This window comes from Streptomyces sp. NPDC001890 (assembly GCF_042891445.1).
GTDB lineage: Bacteria > Actinomycetota > Actinomycetes > Streptomycetales > Streptomycetaceae > Streptomyces.
This window is the reverse complement of record NZ_JBIATE010000094.1, coordinates 1-1,141: the sequence shown is the minus strand read 5'-3', so window position 1 is coordinate 1,141 and position 1,141 is coordinate 1. Positions and strand designations below refer to the sequence as shown.

2 protein-coding genes are annotated in these 1,141 nt (G+C 69.9%); one reads left to right on the top strand and one right to left on the bottom strand.

Going from position 1 to position 1,141, the window contains the following annotated elements:
- Positions 1–229 precede the first annotated feature (229 nt).
- Positions 230–457, bottom strand: a complete 228-nt coding sequence (locus ACFYY1_RS43310) for a hypothetical protein (protein WP_388595620.1) — start codon at positions 455–457, stop codon at positions 230–232.
- Between the two features lie 148 nt (positions 458–605).
- Between ACFYY1_RS43310 and ACFYY1_RS43305 the strand changes: the two genes are divergently transcribed.
- The gene (locus ACFYY1_RS43305; protein WP_351267122.1) at positions 606–938 is read left to right on the top strand and encodes a glyoxalase superfamily protein; all 333 of its coding nucleotides are present in this window, start codon (positions 606–608) and stop codon (positions 936–938) included.
- The last annotated feature ends 203 nt before the right edge of the window (positions 939–1,141 follow it).

Below are 1,141 nucleotides of genomic sequence, written 5' to 3'. Positions count from 1 at the left end.
CGACATCTCGAAGCGTGGAGAACGGCCGCCTCCGCTGTCCCGGAAAGAACCGCAGGTCAGCAGGTCGGGTGACCTGCGACGTTAAACGTCAAGCTGAGAGAGCGACGCTGGCGCTGTGTCCCGGAACGTGAGCCGGGCTGGCCCTGGTGGGCGGCACCCCATGCGGGTGCCGCCCACCAGGCGTTTCACGGGTACGGCACCACGGGGCAGCGCACCAGTGCCAAGGGGGTCAGGCGGGCTGGTGGGGCAGTTCCTCGTCGACACGGCCACCAGCCCCGAGGATCCGCCGCGGGGACGGAGGCGCAGCCGGGCGCGTGCCGAGCACGCCTCGGGCTCGCAGCTCGTCGAGGTCGGAGAGACGCTCTCCGGGGAGAGCGTCGAGGAGGTCGGCCTGGGCGGCGCGGATGCTGGGCGCGGGAGCCTGGGGGCCGGAGCCAAGGGCACGGCGGGCGGTCACGCCGGTCATCGTACGGGCAGCGCATCACCGCTCGCCCCGGCCCGCTTGACCTGCTGTGGTCGAGCCCGACCACAGACCCGACCATGGGCCGCCTAGTGCCGCATCAGGCAACGTCCGCCCTGTGGGGTGGTCTGCGACGATGGGCTGCATGGACGAGGAAGTCATTCCCATTCTTCGCGTCAAGGACGCTGCGGCGGCGGTTGCCTGGTACGAGCGACTGGGCTTCGCCAAGCAGTGGGAACACCGCTTCGAACCGGGGCTTCCCGCGTTCGTCGAGGTCGCCCGGGGCGGGGTGCGGTTGTTCTTGTCGGAGCACAAGGGCGACGCCCGCCCCGACACGTTGGTCTACCTCCGCATTCGTGATGTCGAGGCCATCGCTTCCGAGTTCGGTGTGCAGGCGAAGGACGCTCCGTGGGCGCGTGAGATCGAGCTGCGCGACCCTGACGGCAACCGGCTGCGGATCGGCACGCCGACGGAATGACACTCGCCAGCAGCGCGCGGCAGGGAAGCTGTGCTGGTGGCTGAGCCAGTACGCGTCCGTGAGATCGATGACGACGAGATGCGGCACTAGTTGAGGACCTGGACCTCGCCCACCGCAGCGGTGAACGCGGTCTGTCGGGTCTCGGTGAACTCGCCACCGTCGTTGAGGGCGGGGGCGGTCCACGTGACGGTCCAGGTCGCGGT

Excerpts from the sequence above, each read along its gene's own strand:
- ACFYY1_RS43305 (WP_351267122.1), top strand. The coding sequence starts at position 606 with ATGGACGAGGAAGTCATTCCCATTCTTCGCGTCAAGGACGCTGCGGCG.